Annotated in this window: 16 protein-coding genes and 1 riboswitch; of the genes, 11 read left to right on the forward strand and 5 right to left on the reverse strand. The window is 59.6% G+C overall.

What is annotated here, in order from left to right; genetic code table 11:
* Positions 1-66 precede the first annotated feature (66 nt).
* The 7 genes from nikA (at position 67) to A1WC_RS02160 (ending at position 6697) form a co-directional block, all read left to right on the forward strand.
* Positions 67-1635 carry a nickel ABC transporter substrate-binding protein gene (nikA, locus tag A1WC_RS02190; RefSeq protein ID WP_016161923.1) on the forward strand — a complete coding sequence of 523 codons (1569 nt, stop codon included), beginning with the start codon at positions 67-69 and terminating at the stop codon, positions 1633-1635.
* Complete coding sequence (nikB, locus tag A1WC_RS02185; protein ID WP_016161924.1) at positions 1635-2579, forward strand: nickel ABC transporter permease subunit NikB; 945 nt, start codon at positions 1635-1637, stop codon at positions 2577-2579. The genes nikA and nikB overlap by 1 nt, the downstream gene beginning before the upstream one ends.
* Positions 2576-3409 (forward strand): nickel ABC transporter permease subunit NikC, encoded by an 834-nt coding sequence (gene nikC, locus A1WC_RS02180; RefSeq protein ID WP_016161925.1) that lies wholly within the window; start codon positions 2576-2578, stop codon positions 3407-3409. Before nikB ends, nikC begins: the two co-directional genes overlap by 4 nt.
* On the forward strand, positions 3409-4173 hold the full coding sequence (locus A1WC_RS02175) for a nickel import ATP-binding protein NikD (protein WP_008806946.1): 765 nt from the start codon (positions 3409-3411) through the stop codon (positions 4171-4173). The genes nikC and A1WC_RS02175 overlap by 1 nt, the downstream gene beginning before the upstream one ends.
* Positions 4170-4961: a nickel import ATP-binding protein NikE gene (gene nikE / locus A1WC_RS02170; RefSeq protein ID WP_008806945.1), complete on the forward strand. Its 792-nt coding sequence runs from the start codon at positions 4170-4172 to the stop codon at positions 4959-4961. Before A1WC_RS02175 ends, nikE begins: the two co-directional genes overlap by 4 nt.
* On the forward strand, positions 4949-5347 hold the full coding sequence (gene nikR, locus A1WC_RS02165; RefSeq protein WP_016161926.1) for a nickel-responsive transcriptional regulator NikR: 399 nt from the start codon (positions 4949-4951) through the stop codon (positions 5345-5347). The genes nikE and nikR overlap by 13 nt, the downstream gene beginning before the upstream one ends.
* A gap of 98 nt (positions 5348-5445) precedes the next feature.
* Positions 5446-5627: riboswitch (M-box (ykoK) riboswitch) on the forward strand.
* A 56-nt stretch (positions 5628-5683) separates the two neighbouring features.
* Complete coding sequence (locus A1WC_RS02160) at positions 5684-6697, forward strand: magnesium transporter (RefSeq protein ID WP_012540371.1); 1014 nt, start codon at positions 5684-5686, stop codon at positions 6695-6697.
* Positions 6698-6736: 39 nt separating this feature from the next.
* Here A1WC_RS02160 and A1WC_RS02155 read toward each other — a convergent pair whose 3' ends face one another.
* Positions 6737-7930 carry an NAD(P)/FAD-dependent oxidoreductase gene (locus A1WC_RS02155; RefSeq protein WP_032691276.1) on the reverse strand — a complete coding sequence of 398 codons (1194 nt, stop codon included), beginning with the start codon at positions 7928-7930 and terminating at the stop codon, positions 6737-6739.
* A 229-nt stretch (positions 7931-8159) separates the two neighbouring features.
* On the opposite strand from A1WC_RS02155, the gene pitA reads away from it, so the two are divergent.
* Positions 8160-9656 (forward strand): inorganic phosphate transporter PitA, encoded by a 1497-nt coding sequence (pitA, locus tag A1WC_RS02150; RefSeq protein ID WP_008806938.1) that lies wholly within the window; start codon positions 8160-8162, stop codon positions 9654-9656.
* Between the two features lie 59 nt (positions 9657-9715).
* On the opposite strand, the gene uspB is transcribed toward pitA, so the two are convergent.
* Positions 9716-10051, reverse strand: coding sequence for a universal stress protein UspB (uspB, locus tag A1WC_RS02145; RefSeq protein WP_002921203.1), 336 nt, complete (start codon positions 10049-10051; stop codon positions 9716-9718).
* 382 nt (positions 10052-10433) lie between these two features.
* Here uspB and uspA point away from each other — a divergent pair, with 382 nt between their 5' ends.
* Together uspA and dtpB are read left to right on the forward strand one after the other, a co-directional pair.
* Positions 10434-10871, forward strand: coding sequence for a universal stress protein UspA (uspA, locus tag A1WC_RS02140; RefSeq protein ID WP_004145166.1), 438 nt, complete (start codon positions 10434-10436; stop codon positions 10869-10871).
* Positions 10872-11127: 256 nt separating this feature from the next.
* Complete coding sequence (dtpB, locus tag A1WC_RS02135; RefSeq protein WP_008806937.1) at positions 11128-12600, forward strand: dipeptide/tripeptide permease DtpB; 1473 nt, start codon at positions 11128-11130, stop codon at positions 12598-12600.
* Positions 12601-12745: 145 nt separating this feature from the next.
* Here dtpB and rsmJ read toward each other — a convergent pair whose 3' ends face one another.
* The 3 genes from rsmJ to A1WC_RS02120 form a co-directional block, all read right to left on the reverse strand.
* Positions 12746-13498 carry a 16S rRNA (guanine(1516)-N(2))-methyltransferase RsmJ gene (gene rsmJ / locus A1WC_RS02130; RefSeq protein WP_012967105.1) on the reverse strand — a complete coding sequence of 251 codons (753 nt, stop codon included), beginning with the start codon at positions 13496-13498 and terminating at the stop codon, positions 12746-12748.
* 7 nt (positions 13499-13505) lie between these two features.
* Entirely contained in the window at positions 13506-15548 is a 2043-nt protein-coding gene (gene prlC, locus A1WC_RS02125) for an oligopeptidase A (protein ID WP_016161928.1), read from the reverse strand.
* A gap of 182 nt (positions 15549-15730) precedes the next feature.
* Positions 15731-17002, reverse strand: coding sequence for an acid phosphatase (locus A1WC_RS02120; protein WP_016161929.1), 1272 nt, complete (start codon positions 17000-17002; stop codon positions 15731-15733).
* Positions 17003-17195: 193 nt separating this feature from the next.
* On the opposite strand from A1WC_RS02120, the gene A1WC_RS02115 reads away from it, so the two are divergent.
* Positions 17196-18038, forward strand: a complete 843-nt coding sequence (locus A1WC_RS02115) for a 23S rRNA (adenine(2030)-N(6))-methyltransferase RlmJ (protein WP_012967103.1) — start codon at positions 17196-17198, stop codon at positions 18036-18038.
* The last annotated feature ends 61 nt before the right edge of the window (positions 18039-18099 follow it).

Consider the following 18099-nt stretch of genomic DNA (forward strand, 5'->3'; position numbering starts at 1 on the left):
AGGTTACTCCCAAAGTATGATGAATCACTAAAATCGTCATACTTTCCTGTCGCTGAGATCACCGTCTTGTCTACTATCCGCCTCACCCTGCTGGCGCTGGTTGCCTGCGTCCCTTTACTGGCTCAGGCCGCGCCGCACCAGCTCACCACCGCCTGGCCGGTTAACGTCGGCCCGCTGAATCCCCATCTCTATACACCCAACCAGATGTTTGCCCAAAGCATGGTCTATGAACCGCTGGTGAAGTATCAGGCTGACGGCAGCGTACAGCCCTGGCTGGCGACCCGCTGGCGTCACGCCGCCGATGGTAAAACCTGGTGGTTCACCCTGCGCGACGATGTGACCTTCTCCAATGGCGAACCGTTTAACGCCCAGGCCGCGGCGGCCAATTTCCAGGCGGTGCTGGCCAACCGCCAACGCCATGCCTGGCTTGAGCTCGCCAACCAGATCACCGACGTGCGGGCGCTCAGCGCCACTGAGTTGCAGATCACTCTGAAAAGCGCCTACGCGCCCTTACTCCAAGAGCTGGCCCTGCCCCGCCCGTTCCGCTTCATCGCGCCCTCGCAGTTTATCGATGGCGGCACCGCCAGGGGCATTAAAGCCCCGATCGGCACCGGTCCGTGGCGACTGGCGAGCTCGCAGCTCAATCAGCGCGATGTGCTGGTACGCAATGAGCGCTACTGGGGTCGTAAACCGGCACTGCAGCAAATCACCATCAAGGTGATCCCCGACGCCACCAGCCGGGCGGTGGCGTTCGAAACCGGGGAAATCGATATGCTCTACGGTGACGAAGGGCTGCTGCCGCTGGACACCTTCGAACGTTTTCGCCATCACCCCGGCTACGTGGCGCGCCTGTCCGCCCCGGTGGAAACGGTGATGCTGGCGCTGAACGCCAGCCAGGGCCCGACCCGCGAGCAGGCGGTTCGTGAGGCGCTCAACTACGCCGTCGATAAACAGACCCTTGTCGATAGCGTGTTGTATGGCACCCAGCAGGTTGCCGACACCCTGTTTGCCCCCTCGGTCCCCTACGCGCCGCAGGATCTGACGCCGCGCCGTTACGACCCGGCAAAAGCCCGCGCCCTGCTGGAGCAGGCTGGCTGGCAGCAGCCGGATGGCCAGCCCTGGCGACAAAAAGCCGGGCAACCGCTGGCGATTGAGCTGGCGTTTATCGGCACCGACGCGCTGGCTAAATCAATGGCCGAAATTATTCAGGCCAATCTGCGGCAGGTCGGCGTCCAGGTCACCCTGGTGGGTGAGGAGGAGAGCAGCATTTACGCCCGCCAGCGCGAAGGCCGCTTCGGTATGATCTTCAATCGCACCTGGGGCGCGCCCTACGATCCGCATGCCTTTTTAAGCTCGATGCGCGTCCCGTCGCATGCGGATTACCAGGCCCAGCGAGGCCTGCCGGACAAGGCGCTGATTGATAAAGAGATTAGCGAAGTACTGACCACGGGGGACGAGGCGCTGCGGAGAAAACTGTACCACGATGTGCTGACCCGCCTGCATCAGGACGCGGTGTATCTGCCCATCAGCTATGTCTCGCTGATGTCGGTTGCGCACCAGGAGGTCGGGGAGATCCCGTTCGCCCCGGTGACCACCGAGATCCCTTTCGATCAGATTAACCCGGTAACGCCATAATGCTACGCTATATTTTACGCCGCCTGCTGCTGCTGATCCCGCTGCTGCTCGCCGCCTCCGCCATCATCTTTCTGCTGCTGCGGCTCGGCACCGGTGACCCGGCGCTGGATTATTTACGCCTGTCGAACCTGCCGCCCACTGAAGAGATGGTTGCCTCGACCCGCGAGCTGCTGGGGCTCAACCAGCCGCTGGCGATGCAGTATCTGCACTGGCTGTGGCGGGCGCTGCACCTGGATTTCGGTCTCTCCTATGCCACCCAGCGCCCGGTGCTGGATGACCTGCTGCACTTCCTGCCAGCCACCCTGCTGCTCACCGGCGCGGCGCTGGCGCTGATCCTCGTCACCTCCCTGCCGCTGGGCATCTGGGCGGCGCGCCATCGCGATCGCCTGCCGGACTATGTGGTACGGCTGATTGCCTTTCTTGGCGTCTCAATGCCGAACTTCTGGCTGGCCTTTCTGCTGGTGATGCTCTTTTCCGTGCATCTGCAGTGGCTCCCGGCGATGGGGTATGGCGACTGGCAGCACCTGATTTTGCCCGCCGTCTCCATCGCCTTTATGTCGCTGGCGATCAACGCCCGCCTGCTGCGCGCCAGCATGCTGGACGCCGCCAGCCAGCGTCACGTGATATGGGCGCGGCTACGCGGATTGAGCGCGCGCCAGGTGGAGCGCCGACATATCCTGCGCAATGCCACCCTGCCGGTGGTGACCGCCATGGGCATGCACATTGGCGAGCTGATCGGCGGCACCATGATTATCGAAAATATCTTTGCCTGGCCCGGGGTCGGCCGCTACGCGGTTTCCGCCATTTTCAATCGCGATTACCCGGTGATCCAGTGCTTTACCCTGATGATGGTGACGGTGTTCGTGCTGGCTAATCTGGCGGTGGATGTGCTTAACGCGGCGCTCGACCCGCGCCTGCGCCGCCACGAGGAGGTGAGCGCATGAGATGGCTACAAAGCTTTCGCTGGCCGGTAAAACTGGCCATGCTGGTTATCGCGCTGTTGGCAGTCATCGCCATCGGCAGCGGCTGTTGGCTGCCCTGGGATCCAGCGGCGATTGACCTTCAGCAGCGGCTGCTACCGCCGGGCGCAGCACACTGGCTCGGCACCGATCATCTCGGCCGGGATATTTTCTCACGCCTGCTGGCCGCCACCCGCGTTTCGCTGGGGGCGGTGATGGCTTGTCTGCTGCTGGTGCTGCTGATCGGTCTGGCGGTCGGCGGCAGCGCCGGGCTGCTGGGCGGCCGCGCCGACCGCGGCCTGATGCGCCTCGCCGAACTGTTTATGACCTTTCCGACCTCGATCCTGTCTTTTTTTATGGTGGGGGTGCTGGGTACCGGGTTGACCAACGTGATCCTCGCCATTGCGCTGTCGCACTGGGCCTGGTATGCCAGAATGGTGCGTAACCTGGTGGTTTCCCTGCGCCAGCGCGAATTTATCCTCGCCGCCCGACTGAGCGGCGCCAGCCAGTGGCGGCTGTTCAGCGACCATCTGGCCGGGGCGGTGATCCCCTCGCTGCTGGTGCTCGCCTCGCTGGATATCGGCCATATGATGCTTCACGTGGCCGGCATGTCGTTCCTCGGTCTCGGCGTCAGCGCGCCGACGGCGGAATGGGGGGTAATGATCAACGACGCCCGACAGTATATCTGGACCCAGCCGCTGCAAATGGTCTGGCCGGGGCTGGCGCTGTTCATCAGCGTGATGGCTTTTAACCTGCTGGGCGACGCGCTGCGCGATCGTCTCGATCCCCACCTGATCGCGGAGCATAGCCACTGATGCCGCAGAAGATCCAACTGGAACAGATCTCGCTTGCCGCTGACCGACCGCTGGTCAGCGACGTTTCCTTCACCCTGCGCCGCGGGCAGGTGCTGGCGCTGCTCGGCAGCAGTGGCTGCGGAAAATCGCTGACCTGCGCCGCCGCACTGGGCATGTTGCCGCCTGGCGTCAGGCAAACCGCCGGCCGGGTGCTGCTCGACGGCATTCCGGTGCACGGCGAACAACTGCGCGGCACGACTATTGCCACCATCATGCAAAACCCACGCAGCGCCTTTAATCCACTGCAGACCATGGCCGCGCACGCCCGGGAAACCTGCCGGGCAGCGGGTCGTGAAACAAATGACGCCGTGCTGCTGGCAGCGATGGAGGAAGTGGGTCTGGACAATCCGCGGGCGCTGCTGAAGCGCTACCCCTTTGAGATGAGCGGCGGCATGCTGCAGCGGATGATGGTCGCTCTCGCCCTGCTCAGCCGCGCGCCCTTTATCATCGCCGACGAGCCGACGACCGATCTCGATGCCATCGCCCAGGCGCGCATTCTCGATCTGCTGGCGGATATCGTCGCCAGGCGCGGTCTGGGGCTGCTGCTGGTGACGCATGATATGGGCGTCGTGGCGCGGCTGGCGCATCACGTGACGGTCATGGAGAACGGTCGCCTCGTTGAACACTGCGATGTGAATACGCTATTTAGCGCCCCGCGGCACCCGCTCAGCCAGCGCCTGCTGGCCGCGCATCTGGCGCTGTACGGCCTGGAGAAAACACCATGAATTTACTCAGCGTCACCGGAGTGAGTCACGATTATCCTCACCACGGCAGGGTCCTGCATGCGATCCATCTCGCCATCGCCCCCGGCGAAACGGTGGCCCTGCTCGGACGCAGCGGCTGTGGGAAAAGCACCCTGGCGCGGATGCTGGTGGGTCTGGAAACGCCGCAGCACGGTGATATTGCCTGGCGCGGCACGCCGCTGACTGCCCTCAAGGGCGAGGCCATCGGCGCCTTCCGCCGTGATATTCAGCTGGTATTTCAGGATGCCTTCAGCGCGGTGAATCCGCGCAAAACGGTGCGCGAGATCGTCAGCGAGCCGCTACGCCATCTGTTACGCTTGTCGCGTGAGGCGCGTTCGCGGCGGGTGGAAGAGATGCTGCTGGCCGTCGACCTCGCGCCGTCGCTGCTCGATAAGCGCCCGGCGCAGCTCAGCGGCGGGCAGCTGCAGCGCGTCTGCCTGGCACGCGCCCTGGCGGTGCGGCCGCAGCTGTTGATCCTGGATGAAGCGGTTTCGAATCTTGATCTGCTGCTGCAGGCGGAGATTATCGCCCTGCTGAAGCGCCTGCAGGCGCAGTTTGACACCGCCTGCCTGTTTATCACCCACGACCTGCGGCTGGTGGAGCGCTTTTGCCAGCGAGTGCTGGTGATGGAGCACGGGCGCATCGTCGAAACCGCGACGGTCAGCTTACCGCTGCGCCTGCACTCCCCTGCAGGTCAGGCGCTGCAGCGCGCGGTGCTGCCACCTTTTCCTGCCACTCTGCTAAACGAGGCCATGCCATGCAGCGCGTAACCCTGACCCTTGATGATGACCTGCTGGCCGCCCTCGATGCGCTCAGCGCCCGCCGTGGCTACCACAATCGCTCGGAGGCGGTACGCGATATTCTGCGCGACGCCCTCAACCAGGATCCTCCGTCGCCGGAATCACGGCGCGGGTATGCCGTCCTGTCGTACGTGTATGAACATGAGAAACGCGAACTGGCGAGCCGGCTGGTGGCCACCCAGCATCATCATCACGATCTCTCCGTCGCCACGCTGCATGTGCATATCAGTCATGACGACTGCCTGGAGATTGCGGTGCTGAAAGGTGACATGGCCGAGGTACAGCATTTTGCCGACGAGGTGATTGCCCAGCGCGGCGTGCGGCATGGGCATTTGCAGTGTTTAGCGGATGATTAATTATTTGAAAATTCTTGGGTGGTTTATCAACAGTTGATAAACCACATAAACTATACGCTTTGTGAATTATCCCTCTTCGCCAATAATGGCGCCTCATTTAACGATCTCGTTATGGCGAGGCTCCTGCATAAATACAAGTTACCGCCCTGTTGGTATCGAGAGAGACCACTCAGGGAAATACAGGCTTCCATCGAATCAAGGTGTTGCCAAGGTAACTTCTGGCGGTCATGACCGTTCAGATACGTTATACAGTGCTAAAACCAGGACGTAGGGATCTGCCTGCGCTAACCCTGTCTTGTTCGCCCCTATGAGTGATTTTTTATAGGGATTTTAATCATGTCTTCCATTCAACTCTGCGCCGCCCATCAGGCGACCTCTGGCTTCGACGGCGATGCGATCGCCCAGTACATGCGTACCGATTTTATTACGCTGCAGGAACATCTCAGCGTCCATGAGGCGCGCGAACACTTTATCTCCCAGCTGGACAGTGATGATATTCCCGGCCAGGTGTTTGTCGTCGCCGGCAGGAAACTGCGCGGCAGCCTGTCGGTCAAAAAGCTCCTGCAGGAAGGGGATGTCGGGCAGTCTATCCGCTACCTGATGGACAGCTGCCTGTTTCGCGTCAAACCTGACGACGAGCGCCCGCAGGTGATTGCCGAACTCACCGAGCGCGGCCTCGATCTGGTACCGGTTGTCGATAAAGGCGAGCTGGTCGGCTGCCTGATGGAAAAGGAGATCGCCCATCTGCTGGAGGATGACGTCACCGAAGACGCCCAGCTGCAGGGGGCGACGCTACCGCTGGAAAAACCGTACCTCGAGATCAGCCCCTGGACGCTGTGGAAGAAACGTTCGGTCTGGCTATTGCTGCTGTTCGTGGCCGAAGCCTATACCAGCAGCGTGCTTCAGCATTTCGAAGAGGCGCTGGAATCGGCCATCGCCCTCGCCTTCTTTATTCCGCTGCTCATCGGCACCGGCGGCAATAGCGGAACGCAGATCACCTCGACGCTGGTGCGCTCGATGGCGCTGGGGGAAGTGCGGCTGCGCGATATGGGGCGGGTGATCCGCAAAGAGGTGTCGACCTCGTTTCTGATTGCCCTGACCCTGGGTCTGGCGGGCTGCCTGCGCGCCTGGATGATGGGGATTGGCATGGAAATCACGCTGATCGTCAGCCTGACGCTGGTATGTATTACCCTGTGGAGCGCGATTGTCTCGTCGATCATTCCGATGGTGCTTAAGCGGATCGGCATCGACCCGGCGGTGGTTTCCGCGCCGTTTATCGCTACGCTGATTGATGGCACCGGGCTGATTATCTATTTCAAAATCGCCCAGTATTTTCTTGGGTTGAACTGATCAAGTAAGCCCGGGTGCCACAGTACCCGGGCCCTTGGATTACCCTTCCACCAGCGCCTGCGCGCAGGCCCAGGCGCTTGACCACGCCCACTGGAAGTTATAGCCGCCGAGCCAGCCGGTGACGTCCATCACTTCGCCGATAAAGTAGAGACCCGACGCCTTACGCGCCTCCATGGTACGTGACGAAAGTTCGTTGGTATCCACGCCGCCGAGGGTCACCTCCGCCGTCCGGTAGCCTTCGGTGCCGTTCGGCTGCACGCGCCAGGCGGTCAGTGTCTCCACCAGCGTCTGCTGATCGCGAACGTTCAGTTGCTTCAGTGTCACATCAGGTATCTGTCCCAGCTGCTGCAGACACTCCACCAGCCGCTTCGGCAGCTGCATCGCCAGGGTATTTTTCAGGCTCTGGTTGGGATGCGCGCTGCGCTGCTCGTTAAGGAAGTCCTCAAGATTGCAGTCCGGCAACAAGTTAACAGTGACGAACTCGCCGGGCTGCCAGTAGCTGGATATCTGCAGCACCGCCGGCCCGGAAAGGCCACGATGGGTAAACAGCAGATTTTCGCGGAACAGGGTGCCGTTCTCGGCGGTAATGGTAGAAGGCACCGAAACGCCGGAGAGCACCTGAAGCTGCTCGAGCAGCGGCTTATGCAGGGTAAACGGCACCAGCCCGGCGCGGGTCGGCAGCACCTTCAGGCCGAACTGCTCGGCCACCTTGTAGCCAAACGGCGAGGCGCCGAGCCCCGGCATCGACAGACCGCCGGAGGCAATCACCAGCTTTTTGGTCATCAGCGTTTCGCCGTTCACCTGTAGCCGGTAGCCTTGTTCATCTCGCTCGACGCTGAGGATTTCGCTGCGCAGGCGGATCTGCACGTCGCCCTTTTCGCATTCCGCGAGCAGCAGATTGGCGATCTGCTCCGCCGAATCATCACAAAACAGCTGGCCGAGCGTCTTCTCATGCCAGGCGATGCCATATTTGCCGACCAGCTCGATAAAGTCCCACTGGGTGTAGCGCGCCAGGGCAGATTTGCAAAAATGCGGGTTTTGGCTCAAATAGGCCGCCGGCTCAACATACATGTTGGTAAAGTTGCAGCGGCCGCCGCCGGACATCAGAATTTTTCGTCCCGGCTTTTTGCCGTTATCGAGCAGCAGGACGCGGCAGCCGAGCTGGCCCGCCTGCGCTGCGCAAAACATTCCCGCCGCTCCGGCGCCAACGACAATGGCATCAAACCTTTCCACACCGCGTTCCTCGTTCCCCAATTGTCGGGTTTTGTAAATATTTCACTCTGGTCACACCAGCGGGAAAAATCCCGCATTAGATACATCATTGAAAGATATAGGATTACTCCCAACAGGGTAAAACCTAAACAGGAAGAAAATCAAAAAAAGTCTATATTTCACTTTGCCCGCGCCGCTAAAGTCACTGATAATGCGCCGCGTTCATGTCCTCAAAATGGCGTAACGTCCTATGCTACATTTATTTGCCGGTCTGGATTTACATACCGGACTATTATTATTGCTTGCTTTAGCTTTTGTACTGTTTTACGAAGCGATTAACGGTTTCCATGATACCGCAAACGCGGTGGCTACGGTTATCTACACTCGCGCAATGCGGTCGCAGCTTGCTGTGGCGATGGCGGCGCTCTTCAACTTCTTCGGCGTTCTGCTGGGCGGTCTCAGCGTAGCCTATGCCATTGTGCATATGCTGCCCACCGATCTGCTGCTTAACATGGGTTCCGCACATGGCCTCGCCATGGTGTTCTCTATGCTGCTGGCGGCGATCATCTGGAACCTCGGCACCTGGTATTTCGGCCTCCCGGCCTCCAGTTCTCACACCCTGATTGGCGCCATCATCGGTATTGGTTTAACCAATGCGCTGATGACCGGTACTTCAGTGGTTGATGCGCTGAATATCCCGAAAGTCATCGGCATTTTTGCTTCGCTTATCATCTCGCCGATCGTCGGTCTGGTGATTGCGGGCGGCCTGATTTTCATTCTCCGTCGCTACTGGAGCGGTACCAAAAAACGCGCGCGTATCCACCTGACCCCCGCAGAACGTGAAAAGAAAGACGGTAAGAAAAAACCGCCGTTCTGGACCCGTATCGCCCTGATCCTGTCCGCTATCGGCGTGTCGTTCTCCCACGGCGCCAACGATGGGCAGAAAGGCATTGGTCTGGTGATGCTGGTGCTGATTGGCGTCGCCCCGGCGGGCTTCGTGGTGAATATGAACGCCTCCGGTTACGAAATCACTCGTACCCGCGACGCGGTCAACAACGTGGAAACCTTCTTTCAGCAGCGCCCTGACCTGCTGAAGAAAGCCACCGGTGTTGACCAACTGGTTCCGTCTCCGGATACCAATACCGCGGCCAACGGTGAGTTTCATTGCCATCCAGCAAATACTATCAACGCGCTTGACCGCGTGAAGACTATGCTGACCGGCGTTGAAACCTACGATTCACTGTCACCGGATCAGCGCGGTCAGCTGCGTCGCATTATGCTCTGCATCTCCGACACCACTGATAAAGTGGCGAAGCTGCCGGACGTCAGCGCTGACGACCAGCGTCTGCTGAAGAAACTGAAAACCGATATGCTGAGCACCATCGAGTACGCGCCAATCTGGATTATTATGGCGGTCGCGCTGGCGTTAGGTATCGGCACCATGATCGGCTGGCGCCGCGTGGCGACCACCATCGGCGAGAAGATTGGTAAGAAGGGCATGACCTACGCTCAGGGGATGTCGGCACAGATGACCGCAGCGGTTTCTATCGGTCTGGCGAGCTACACCGGAATGCCGGTTTCCACCACCCACGTGCTCTCCTCCTCGGTGGCGGGGACAATGCTGGTGGATGGCGGTGGTCTGCAGAAAAAGACCGTGACCAGCATCCTGATGGCCTGGGTGTTGACCCTTCCGGCAGCGATTATCCTTTCAGGCGTCCTTTACTGGCTCTCCCTGAAACTGATTTAAACGTCATTCGATCAAAACGGGTCAGCTTGCTGGCCCGTTTTTTTATCCCGAAGATGTCGTTAGTGCCAGATCATCAGCGCAATCAGGCTCACCACCACCAGACCGCACAGCGCGCTGGTCAGGATAAACTGACGACGGACACGTTCGCAGCGACGAATAAATTCATCATCGTGATGGTCACGGTAACGCTGGGCGTAGATATACCAGACCAGCCGCATCTGTTTGCTGGGCTGCCCATGCGAGGTAAAAAAGCCGCCGCCATCAACATACTGATAGAGCAAGGGATCGCAACCACGTAGCACCACCAATAATGCACGCAACGATGAGAAGTAGCGTGCCATATTCACCACACAAACGACACACAGGGCCCAAAACAGCGCAATAGTGCTGATCATACCTCCTCCCCGGCGACCCGCCCACGGAGAAATCCTCCGCGGCTACCGCTCCCCAAATAACCCACGACGATACCGTAAAGAGTGCGATTCCGATCACATTTATTTTTCCGACCGGCTCATTAAATAGTGTAGGAGATCCATTAATTTTTTTACCACAAGGTTATTCGTTATCAATACGTAAGACGGATAAATTTGTTTAACTTTTAGGTGAACCCAGTGCATTGACGGAGTGCGGGGGGCGCTATAAGGTAGGAAATATCTTCTACAATGAAGTCCTTAAAGGCTACCCTCCCGCGAATGTAGCACGCAGGACGCGGGCGAAACGGCAGCGCCAGCTGTCAGGTCCAATGGTCATCGACAAACTTATGGAAGGAGTAACACTATGGCTTACAAACATATTCTTATTGCAGTAGACCTGTCCCCGGAGAGTAAAGTACTGGTTGAAAAAGCCGTTTCTATGGCCCGCCCGTATAACGCAAAAGTGTCCCTGATCCACGTGGATGTGAATTACTCCGACCTCTACACCGGGCTGATTGACGTTAACCTCGGCGACATGCAAAAACGCATCTCCGAAGAGACCCATCACGCGCTGACCGAGCTCTCCACCAACGCGGGCTACCCGATCACCGAGACCCTGAGCGGCAGCGGCGACCTCGGCCAGGTGCTGGTCGATGCGATTAAAAAATATGATATGGATCTGGTGGTCTGCGGCCACCATCAGGACTTCTGGAGCAAGCTGATGTCTTCTGCCCGCCAGCTGATCAACACCGTCCATGTCGACATGCTGATCGTCCCGCTGCGCGACGAAGAAGACGAATAACCGTCCCGTTTTATCCGCGTAAGACGCCCGCCGATGCGGGCGTCTTTATTTTCGCTTTCCCCTCACCGCATGGCAGAGATTAAAGCCATAAAATCGCCATTCAATTAGTGTGATCAACCAGTTATTCGCCAAAACATCTATATAATAATCTATTCACTAAGCCAATAACCGCAGCATGGCGAGTTATCAGACATTTTCGGCGCGTTCTGGCATACGCGTTCATACTTTTTGGGAAAGTAAAACAAGGCGAAGGAATATGAATACAACTGCACCTACGGGCTTGCTGCAGCAACCTCGTCCGTTCTTCATGATCTTCTTTGTGGAGCTCTGGGAACGTTTTGGCTATTACGGCGTTCAGGGGATCCTGGCGGTCTTCTTTGTCAAACAGCTGGGCTTCTCTCAGGAACAGGCCTTTATCACCTTCGGTGCCTTCGCGGCGCTGGTTTACGGGCTGATCTCCATCGGCGGCTACGTGGGCGACCATTTGCTGGGGACTAAACGCACGCTGGTGCTCGGCGCCATTGTGCTGGCTATCGGCTACTTTATGACCGGGATGTCGCTGCTGAAACCGCAGCTGATCTTTATCGCTCTCGGCACCATCGCCGTCGGCAACGGTTTGTTTAAAGCCAACCCGGCGAGCCTGTTGTCAAAATGCTATCCGCCTAAAGACGCCCGTCTCGACGGGGCGTTTACCCTGTTTTATATGTCGATAAACATCGGTTCACTGCTGTCGCTCTCGCTGGCGCCGGTGATCGCCGAAAAGTTTGGCTATGCCGTGACCTATAACCTGTGCGGCGCGGGGCTGATTATCGCGCTGCTGGTCTACTTCGCCTGCCGTGGGATGGTGAAAGATATTGGCTCCGAGCCGGATCATCGCCCCCTCAGCCTGCGCAATCTGGCGCTGGTGCTGGCCGGGACGGTGGTAATGATTTTTCTCTGCGCCTGGCTGATGCATAACGTGATGGTCGCCAACCTGGTGCTGATTGTCCTGTCGATCGTGGTCATTGCGTTCTTTTTCCGCGAAGCGTTTCGCCTCGATAAAACCGGACGCAACAAAATGTTCGTCGCCTTTATCCTGATGATCGAGGCGGTGTTGTTCTACATTCTGTATGCCCAGATGCCGACCTCGCTAAACTTCTTCGCCATCAACAACGTCCATCATGAGATCCTGGGCTTTACCATCAATCCGGTCAGCTTCCAGGCGCTCAATCCCTTCTGGGTGGTGGTTGCCAGTCCGGTGCTGGCGGCGATCTACACCCATCTCGGTCACAAAGGGAAAGACCTGACCATGCCGGTGAAGTTTACCCTCGGGATGTTGCTCTGCGCGCTGGGCTTCCTGACCGCCGCAGCCGCCGGGATGTGGTTTGCCGACGCCCAGGGATTAACCTCGCCGTGGTTTATTGTGCTGGTCTATCTGTTCCAGAGCCTGGGCGAACTGCTGATCAGCGCCCTGGGGCTGGCGATGGTTGCCGCGCTGGTGCCGCAGCATCTGATGGGCTTTATTCTGGGGATGTGGTTTCTGACCCAGGCCGCCGCGTTCCTGCTGGGCGGCTATGTGGCGACCTTCACCGCAGTGCCGGAAAACATTACCGATCCGCTGCAGACCTTGCCGGTCTATACCAATGTGTTCAGTAAAATTGGCCTGGTGACGCTGGGCGTCACGGTGGTGATGGCGCTGATGGTGCCGTGGCTGAACCGGATGATTAATACCCCGGCCAGCGCCGAGTAACCGTTTAAGATGGCCGATCCGCGCTGGCGCCGTTTGTTCAGATATTGCGGTTCCCGGCTTGCGCTACGCTGAGCCGGGCGACAATTCGGTAGCCCGGATAAGGCGCGTTGCGCCGCTATCCGGGAGATACCACCACGGCGTAATATTACTCCGGCGTACCGGCGTAAATATCAAACCGATGCCCTTTGGTCACCACCGCGTTCGGCGTGGCGACCTCCGCCAGCGGCGGCGCGTAATCCGGGCGCTTCACCACCACCCGTTTGGTCGCCAGCTGGCGCGCCGGGGCCAGCAGGCCATCGGCGTCTAAATCGGGCCCCACCAGCGACTGAAAGACGCGCATCTCTTTCTTCACCAGCGCGCTTTTCTGCTTATGCGGGAACATCGGATCGAGGTACACCACCTGCGGACGCGGGGTGATATCGGTCAGCGCCGTCAGGCTGGAGGCGTGGATCAGCTGCAGCCGCTCCTCCAGCCAGCCGCCAATTTCCGCATCGGCATAGCCGCGCGCCAGGCCATCGTCGAGCAGCGCGGCGACCACCGGATTACGCTCCAGCATTCGCACGCGACAACCGACCGACGCCAGCACGAAGGCATCGCGTCCCAGCCCGGCGGTGGCGTCGACGACATCCGGCAGGTAATCACCTTTAATACCCACCGCTTTGGCGACCGCTTCACCGCGGCCGCCGCCAAACTTGCGCCGGTGGGCCATCGCCCCGCCGACAAAGTCGACGAAGATGCCGCCAAGTTTGGGCTCATCGCGCTTACGCAGCTCCAGATGCTCCGTCGTCAGCACCAGCGCCATCGGGTTATCTTCATCCTGCTCCAGCCCCCAGCGGGCGGCTAAAACAGATAAGGCGCCGTCTCCGGCGCCTGTTTCATCAATTAAGCAGATCTTCACCGCAGACTTAACCCTTGATCCCGTAGTGCTCCAGCATCGCGTCCAGCTGCGGCTCACGGCCGCGGAAGCGTTTGAACAGCACCATCGGCTCTTCGGAACCACCGCGGCTCAGGATATTGTCGAGGAACGACTGACCGGTTTCGCGGTTGAAAATCCCCTCTTCTTCGAAGCGTGAGAAGGCGTCCGCCGCCAGCACGTCGGCCCACAGGTAGCTGTAGTAACCTGCCGCATAGCCGCCGGCGAAGATGTGGCTGAACGCATGCGGGAAACGGCCCCAGGTCGGGCCCGGCACCACAGCGACCTGCTTTTTAATCTCGGCCAGGGTCTCAAGAATTTTCGCCCCCTGCTCCGGCTTGTATTCCGCATGCAGGCGGAAATCGAACAGGCCGAACTCCAGCTGGCGCAGAATAAACATCGCCGCCTGGTAGTTTTTCGCCGCCAGCATTTTCTCCAGCAGCTCCTGCGGCAGCGGTTCACCGGTTTCATAATGACCGGAGATAAACGCCAGCGCTTCCGGCTCCCAGCACCAGTTTTCCATAAACTGGCTCGGCAGTTCGACTGCATCCCACGGCACCCCGCTGATGCCGGAAACGCCGGCGGTATCAATGCGGGTCAGCATGTGGTGCAGACCGTGGCCGAACTCGTGGAACAAGGTAATCACTTCGTCGTGGGTGAACAGCGCCGGTTTGCCGTTGACCGGGCGGTTGAAGTTACAGGTCAGGTAGGCGACCGGCTTCTGCAGGGAACCATCCAGTTTACGCATTTGGCCGACGCAGTCGTCCATCCACGCCCCGCCGCGTTTATGTTCGCGGGCATACAGGTCAAGATAGAAGCTGCCGCGCAGCTCGTTGTGTTCGTCATACAGCTCGAAGAAGCGCACTTCCGGATGCCACACATCGACATCGGTACGCTCTTTGGCGGTAATGCCGTAAATGCGCTTAACCACTTCGAACAGGCCGTTAACGGCTTTGTTTTCCGGGAAATAGGGGCGGAGCTGCTCATCGCTGATGCTGTAGAGGTGCTGCTTCTGTTTTTCGCTGTAGTAGGCGATGTCCCACGGCTGCAGTTCATCAACGCCAAACTCGGCTTTGGCGAAGGCGCGCAGCTGGGCCAGCTCTTTTTCGCCCTGCGGACGGGCGCGTTTTGCCAGGTCGGTGAGGAAGTCGAGCACCTGCTGTGGATCCTCCGCCATTTTGGTGGCGAGGGATTTAAAGGCATAGCTGTCAAAGCCCAGCAGCTGCGCCAGCTCATGGCGCAGAGCGAGGATCTCCGCCATCACCGGGCTGTTATCCCATTTACCGGCGTTCGGCACCTGATCGGAGGCACGCGTGGAGTAGGCGCGGTACATCTCTTCGCGCAGCGCCTGGTTGTCGCAGTAGGTCATCACCGGCAGGTAGCTCGGGATATCCAGGGTCAGCAGATACCCTTCCTGCTCTTTCGCCTGGGCCTGAGCCTGAGCGGCGGCCAGCGCGCTTTCCGGCATACCGGCCAGATCGGCGACGTCGGTCACCAGCTTGTTCCAGCCCATGGTGGCGTCGAGGACGTTGTTGCTGTACTGGTTACCCAGCTCAGAGAGGCGCGCGGCGATTTCACCGTAGCGTTTCTGCGCCTCCGGCGGCAGGCCAATACCGGATAATTCAAAATCGCGCAGCGCGTTGTCGACCGCTTTTTTCTGCGCGGTATTCAGCGTGGCGTAGTTATCGCCATCGCGCAGGTCACGGTAGGCTTTATACAGGCCTTCATGCTGGCCGACCCAGGTGCTGTACTCGGAGAGCAGCGGCAGGGTCTGTTCGTAAGCTTCGCGCAGTTCCGGGCTGTTTTTTACCGAATTCAGATGGCTGACTGGCGAGAAGATGCGTCCCAGCACATCGTCCACTTCCGCCAGCGGCTGGCAAAGATTTTCCCAGCTATACGGCGCGCCGTGCGCCACCGCGCTTTCCACCGCGGCCCGGCAATCATCCAGCGCTTTGGTGACCGCAGGGACCACGTGTTCCGGTTTGATCGCAGAAAAAGGCGGCAGGGAAAAAGGCGTCAGTAATGGATTGGTCATATGCGCTGTCCTGTTGAAAAGGGTGAATGAAGCGCGCGTCCGGCGCTTATGCATGAGATCTAGAATGGGGGATAGTTGGGGGAATTTCAATGACGGGCGGTGCGTCATCCTGGGTATTGCTGCGATAAGTCCGCCCGTTGCGGGAAAAGGCCGACACGCGGTGCAGCGTGCCGGAAACCGCATTAATGCCTTTTTTGCGCCATCTCCCAGGCCGCCGACAGATTCAACCGCTGCCAGAACTGTTGTTCGGGGGTGGTGCCGGAAAGGGGGTAACCCGCCGGCAGCGCGGTGTTGACCATCAACGCCCGACGCTGGGCCGCTGACAGCTGCGGCAGGGCAGCCTCCAGTAACACTTCCGCCCCCTCAGGCACCTGCAGACGCGGCTGCGGCCCCTTCTGCTGCGGCAGGTCGTAGGTCATGGTGAAACGAGAGAAATCACGCATCGCCGGATCGCGCCAGGGATCGTCTTTCACGCTGCTCTTCGCGCACTCAGCAAGCGATGTGCCGCAGGCTTTCGCCAGCGCGGCGCGCAGCTGATCGCGGGCTTCGTTAAATAATACCCGGTAGTGCGGATCGTTAAGATAGTGGGCCACGTTGCGCTCGGCCACCATCCGCGAGCCGATCACGTCCAGCGGATAGTGGACGCCCAGCACGATGCGCGAGTAGCCATAGCGGGCGCCGCGGGTTACCAGCGCGTCGTAGCGCTCCGGGATCATCGCCGCCAGCAGCAGCGCATCAGTATAGCCGGTGTTGGTGTGGCCGCTGGGGAACGAGCCGCCGTCGGCGGTATAGGGCTGGTTATCCTTCACCACCACGTCGTCCGGCACCAGGTGAATGGTGTTGCCCTGAACCAGAAACGGCCGCGGATTGTTGAAGTGCTTTTTCGCCTCGCCGGTGCTGACTTCCGAGGCTTTGATCAATGCTGCCGCTTTCCCCAGCGCGCCCTGGTCATAGGCGGTCAGAAACGCTATGCCCAGCCGCGGCCCCAGCGCATCGCTGAGGAAGTAGAGGTAGCTAATCCCTTCCGCATCGGCCAGCGCCTGACGGCGTGTCGTCTGCACGGCATCGCGATTGATGCTAGTCACCGTCGCCAGATTCTGCTTCACGACGGTCTCCGGCAGGGTGCTGAACGCCGACAACAGCGCAATACCCGCCTGCTGGTTGGCCCGGGTCTGGAAGTCATAGCCGCTGGCCTTCAGCCAGGCGGTATCGGCCTGAGTTTTGTTTTGTTTCGTGTGCGCCAGCCGATCGCGGGTCAGCGTGGCGGCATCCCCCTGCAGAGCGTGACGTAGCTGCGTCAGCGCCTGTTGCTCAAGATCGTCATACGCCTGGCTGGAGGCAGCCGGCGTCACGCTATTGGCGAGGGCCGCCGCCCTGTCCAGCGGGATGTCTTTGGCCAGAACCGGTTGCGCCAGCAGCAGCGCGATGGCCAGCAGTGAGAGTTGCCTTTTCATTATTTTTCCTTTTATTCAGATAATTACCTTGCCTGCACCCGACGCTAGCGCGGCCGTTTGACGTTTTTATGACAGCGTTATGTTTTGCAACGCTTTTGGCAGAAATGAAACAGCGCGGCGGCGCAGCGGTAATCTCGGCCGATCTGCGGTAAACTATCGGTTAACTTGTTTACTTCCCGGAATCTCTGTATCCATGCTCAGTTATCGCCACAGCTTTCACGCAGGCAACCACGCCGACGTCCTCAAACACACTGTTCAGAGCCTGATCATCGAAGCGCTGAAAGAGAAAGAAAAACCGTTTCTCTACCTGGACACCCACGCTGGCGCGGGCCGCTATCAGCTGAGCGGCGAGCACGCCGAGCGTACGGGCGAGTATCTCGAAGGCATCGCCCGCATCTGGCAGCAGGACGACCTGCCGGCAGAGCTGGAGCCGTATATTTCCGTGGTCGAACACTTCAACCGTAATGGCCAGCTGCGCTACTATCCGGGCTCTCCGCTGATCGCCCGCCAGCTGCTGCGCGAGCAGGACAGCCTGCAGATGACCGAGCTGCACCCGAGCGACTTCCCGCTGCTGCGCGCCGAGTTCCAGAAAGACCGCCGCGCGCGCGTCGATAAAGCCGATGGCTACCAGCAGCTGAAAGCCAAACTGCCGCCGGTATCACGCCGTGGTCTGATTCTGATCGACCCGCCGTACGAAATTAAAACCGACTATCAGGCGGTGGTGACCGGGATCCACGAAGGCTACAAACGCTTCGCCACCGGCACCTACGCCCTGTGGTATCCGGTCGTGCTGCGCGCACAGATCAAACGCATGATCAAAGAGTTAGAAGCCACCGGCATTCGCAAAATTCTGCAAATCGAGCTGGCGGTGCGTCCGGACAGCGACCAGCGCGGCATGACCGCCTCCGGGATGATCGTCATCAACCCGCCGTGGAAGCTGGAGCAGCAGATGAACAATGTGCTGCCGTGGCTGCACAGCAAGTTGGTTCCGGCCGGCACCGGCCACGCTACCGTCAGTTGGATCGTACCGGAGTAATCGCAACCATCGGTGGAACCTTTTAAGCCTCGCGCTACAATCGCGGCAATCAACGATTAAG

This window comes from Klebsiella sp. KTE92, assembly GCF_000398905.1.
GTDB lineage: Bacteria > Pseudomonadota > Gammaproteobacteria > Enterobacterales > Enterobacteriaceae > Klebsiella > Klebsiella variicola.